4 protein-coding genes are annotated in these 3951 nt (G+C 60.3%); 3 read left to right on the top strand and 1 reads right to left on the bottom strand.

Annotated elements, in window-relative coordinates; genetic code table 11:
• Positions 1-22: 22 nt before the first annotated feature.
• On the bottom strand, positions 23-970 hold the full coding sequence (locus QMX93_RS30095; protein ID WP_282359220.1) for a LysR substrate-binding domain-containing protein: 948 nt from the start codon (positions 968-970) through the stop codon (positions 23-25).
• 112 nt (positions 971-1082) lie between these two features.
• Between QMX93_RS30095 and QMX93_RS30100 the strand changes: the two genes are divergently transcribed.
• The 3 genes from QMX93_RS30100 to QMX93_RS30110 are packed head-to-tail and all read left to right on the top strand — an operon-like array spanning position 1083 to position 3333.
• Complete coding sequence (locus tag QMX93_RS30100) at positions 1083-2105, top strand: aldo/keto reductase (RefSeq protein ID WP_159814705.1); 1023 nt, start codon at positions 1083-1085, stop codon at positions 2103-2105.
• Positions 2102-2899, top strand: a complete 798-nt coding sequence (locus QMX93_RS30105) for an SDR family oxidoreductase (RefSeq protein WP_282359222.1) — start codon at positions 2102-2104, stop codon at positions 2897-2899. Before QMX93_RS30100 ends, QMX93_RS30105 begins: the two co-directional genes overlap by 4 nt.
• 23 nt (positions 2900-2922) lie before the next feature.
• Entirely contained in the window at positions 2923-3333 is a 411-nt protein-coding gene (locus QMX93_RS30110) for an SRPBCC family protein (RefSeq protein WP_159814704.1), read from the top strand.
• The last annotated feature ends 618 nt before the right edge of the window (positions 3334-3951 follow it).

Consider the following 3951-nt stretch of genomic DNA (forward strand, 5'->3'; position numbering starts at 1 on the left):
GCCTGCTCGCGAATGCGGTGGTTCAGTCAATATTGCCGGTAACTGGCAGACCGCTTTCGCGAGCAGGCTCGCTCCCACAAGGGATCGGTTGTGCGGCGGTGAGGACTTTGCGGAAGGTTTCCACCAACGGCCGCAAATTAATCCGGTGCCACGCCGCCCACAACGGCGTAGTAAACGCCAGCCACGGCACCTCACGCAGCACCACTCCGGGCGGTGCGTTATGGCTCAGGCCTTTCTGAATCATCGCAATCCCCAGCCCCGACGCCACCAGCCCCAGCGCGGTGAACGGCTCAGTCGCCTGCATGCGCACGTCCGGCGTAAACCCTGCGCGGATGCAGGCGCTGACAAACTCATCACTCGCATCCTGCCGTGGCTGCACGCCGATCCATTCCTGATCCGCCAGATCCTGCGGGCTCAACACCGCCTGCTGCGCCAGCGGATGCTGTTCCGGCAGCGCCAGCAGCATCGGGTCATCCAGCACCTGAAAACCCAGTAGATCCGGGTCGTCATCGGTCGGCGGCTCACCCACCAATGCGATATCGAGACTACGCTGACGCAGGCCTTCGAGTTGCTCGGCGGAACTCAAGTTGTACAGCGCGACGTGAACATTCGGCCGATCGACCCGCAACACACGCAAGGCATTGGGCAAAACCCCGGCGTGCATGGCGTTCTCGATATAGCCGATGCACAAACCGCCTTCTTCGCCACGACCCAAGCGCTTACCGAGGGATTCGAGGCGATTGGCGTGCGTGAGCAGTGCGCGGGTTTCGGCGAGAAAGGTCTGGCCATCGCGGGTCAGGCGAATGCGCTGCTGGCTGCGTTCGAACAGCGTCAGGCCGAGGCGCTCTTCAAGTTGCGCGATCTGCCGACTCAGCGGCGACTGGGAAATATGCAGCCGTTCGGCGGCGCGGCCGACGTGTTCTTCCTCGGCGACGGCGACGAAGTAGCGCAATTGGCGGATGTCGATCATGTCAGACCTATAGGGACTCAAGTGCTGCGCATTATGTCTTGGACGGTCTCGGTGTCGCAATCTAGGATCTGCTCAACGGTCACGCAGACCACCAACGAATGAGGACAATCCGATGAGTTTGAAAGACAAACTGCCCGGCCAACTGGGCTTCGGCACCGCACCACTGGGCAACATGTTCCGCGCCATTCCCGAAGCAGAAGCGCAGGCCACTGTGCATGCTGCGTGGGATGCCGGCGTGCGTTACTTCGACACCGCACCGTTTTACGGCTCGGGCCTGTCGGAAATTCGCCTCGGCGAAGCCTTGAAGCAATACAAGCGCGACGACTACGTGCTGAGCAGCAAGGTTGGCCGGGTGATTCTTGATGAAGTCGAAGACGCTGCAGCCCGCGATCTCGGCGAAAAAAGCGGCGTGTTCGAACACGGTCGCCCGAACAAAATCGTCAATGACTACAGCGCCGACGCGACCCTGCGCTCGATCGAAGACAGCCTCAAACGCCTGCAAACCGATCGCCTCGACATCGTCTGGGTACACGACATCGCTCAGGACTTCTATGGCGATCAATGGCTGGAATACTTCAATCAGGCCCGCACTGGCGCGTTCAAAGTGCTGACCCGTTTGCGCGAAGAAGGCGTGATCAAGGGTTGGGGTCTGGGCGTGAACAAAGTCGAACCGTGTGAATTGACTCTCGATCTGACTGAAGCGCAACCGGATGGCTTTCTGCTAGCCGGGCGTTACACGCTGCTTGATCACGAACGTCCGTTGCAACGTTTGATGGACTCGGCGCTGGCACAGAATGTCGAAATCGTCGTCGGCGGCCCATACAGCTCGGGCATTCTGGCCGGTGGTTCGCACTTTGAATACCAGAAGGCCAGCCCGGAAGTGATCGCTAAAGTTGAGCAGATCAAACGCATCGCCGCCGCTTACAACGTTGATGTGAAAGCTGCCGCGCTGCAATTTTCGTTGGCCAATCCTGCCGTTGCTGCGGTGATTCCCGGCGCGAGCAAACCGGGCCGCATCGCTGAAGATGTCGCGGCGTTGTCGGCGGTGATTCCTGCCGGGTTCTGGCAGGCCATGCGTGAGGCAAAACTGGTTTCTGAACGTGCACCATTACCCATCGATGAGGTGAAAGCATGAAGATTGATCTGAGTGGAAAACTGGCCATCGTCAGCGGCAGCACCGCTGGGATCGGTCTGGGCATCAGCCAGTCGCTGGCGGAAGCCGGCGCCACGGTGGTGGTGATCGGCCGCGACAGCGGCAAGGTCGAGCAGGCGTTGGCGAGCATTCGAGAAAAAGTGCCGGGCGCGCAATTGCGCGGTCTGGCGGCCGACCTCGGCACGGCGGAGGGCGCGCAGACACTGTTCGCCGCCGAACCGCGCGCGGACATTCTGGTGAATAACCTTGGCATCTTCGACGCCGTGGATTTTTTCGAAGCGCCGGACAGCGAGTGGACGCGTTTCTATGAGGTCAACGTGATTTCCGGTGTGCGCCTGGCGCGGCATTACGTGCCGGCGATGGTCGAGCAGGGCTGGGGACGGGTGATCTTTCTGTCCTCGGAATCCGGAGTGGCGACGCCGGCCGACATGATCAATTATGGCGTGACGAAAAGCGCCAACCTCGCGGTGTCCCACGGTTTGGCCAAGCGCTTGGCGGGCACTGGTGTCACGGTGAATGCGATTTTGCCGGGGCCGACGTTCACCGATGGCCTGCAAGACATGCTCAAGGATGCCGCCGCCAAGTCTGGCCGCAACTTGCGCGATGAGGCCGACGCCTTTGTGCTCAAGGCCCGCCCGACCTCGATCATCCAGCGTGTTGCGGATGTTGAAGAAGTCGCGCATCTGGTGACTTACATTGCTTCGCCGCTGTCCTCGGCTACCACGGGCGCTGCGTTGCGCGTCGATGGCGGCGTGGTCGACAGCCTGACTATTTGAATTCTTGAGAGAGACGTTTATCCATGGCATCTGCATCTGCACATATCGACATCCCGGCCTCGGCCGATCAGGTCTGGCAATTGATCGGCGGCTTCAACACGCTGCCGGACTGGCTGCCGTTCATTCCCAAGAGTGAACTGAGCGACGGCGGCCGTGTTCGCACCTTGCAAACCGCTGACGGCGCCGTAGTTATCGAGCGCCTCCAAGCGTTCGATAACGCCGCCAAGACCTACAGTTACTCGATTGAACAGGCACCGTTTCCGGCAACGGATTATCTGGCGACAATCAAGGTTGAAGCCCAAGGGCAGGGCGCACGGGTGACGTGGTCAGGGCGCTTCACCGCCAAAGGCGTGAGCGATGAAGAAGTGGTGGCGCTGTTCACCGGCATCTACCAGGGCGGCCTCGAAGCCCTGCGGGCCAACTACCCAACCTGATCATCCACCATAAAAACCTGTGGTAGCGGGCTCGCTCGCGAAGTCGGTGGATCAGACGATACATTTATTGCCTGACACACCGCCTTCGCGAGCAAGCCCGCTCCCACATTGATCGCAGTTGCGCCCCGGATTTTGTGTACAGCCGAGATCCCTGTAGGAGTGAGCCTGCTCGCGAATGCGGAGGATCAGTCGACACATTTGTTGCCTGACACACCGCTTTCGCGGGCAAGCCCGCTCCCACATTGATCGTAGGTGCGCCCCGGATTTTGTGTACAGCCGAGATCCCTGTAGGAGTGAGCCTGCTCGCGAATGCGGAGGGTCAGACGATACATTTATTGCCTGACACACCGCCTTCGCGAGCAGGCTCGCTCCCACATTTATATGCGGTGTACCCGGGATTTTGTGTGCGCCAGAGAACCCTGTGGGAGCCGGGCTTGCCCGCGAATGCGGAGGGTCAGACGATACATTTATTGCCTGACACACCGCTTTCGCGAGCAAGCTCAGCTCCTACACTGATTTGTGGTATGCCCGAGAACCCTGTGGGAGCGGGCTTGCTCGCGAAGAGGGGGTGTCAGACAACATCTTTGTTGGATGACACACCGCCTTCGCGAGCAAGCC

It is taken from the genome of Pseudomonas sp. PS01303 (assembly GCF_029959385.1).
Taxonomy (GTDB): domain Bacteria; phylum Pseudomonadota; class Gammaproteobacteria; order Pseudomonadales; family Pseudomonadaceae; genus Aquipseudomonas; species Aquipseudomonas rustica.

Bases quoted from the DNA above. Each gene is read 5' to 3' on its own strand.
- QMX93_RS30100 (WP_159814705.1), top strand. From the start codon at position 1,083: ATGAGTTTGAAAGACAAACTGCCCGGCCAACTGGGCTTCGGCACCGCA.
- QMX93_RS30095 (WP_282359220.1), bottom strand. From the start codon at position 970: ATGATCGACATCCGCCAATTGCGCTACTTCGTCGCCGTCGCCGAGGAA.
- QMX93_RS30105 (WP_282359222.1), top strand. From the start codon at position 2,102: ATGAAGATTGATCTGAGTGGAAAACTGGCCATCGTCAGCGGCAGCACC.
- QMX93_RS30110 (WP_159814704.1), top strand. From the start codon at position 2,923: ATGGCATCTGCATCTGCACATATCGACATCCCGGCCTCGGCCGATCAG.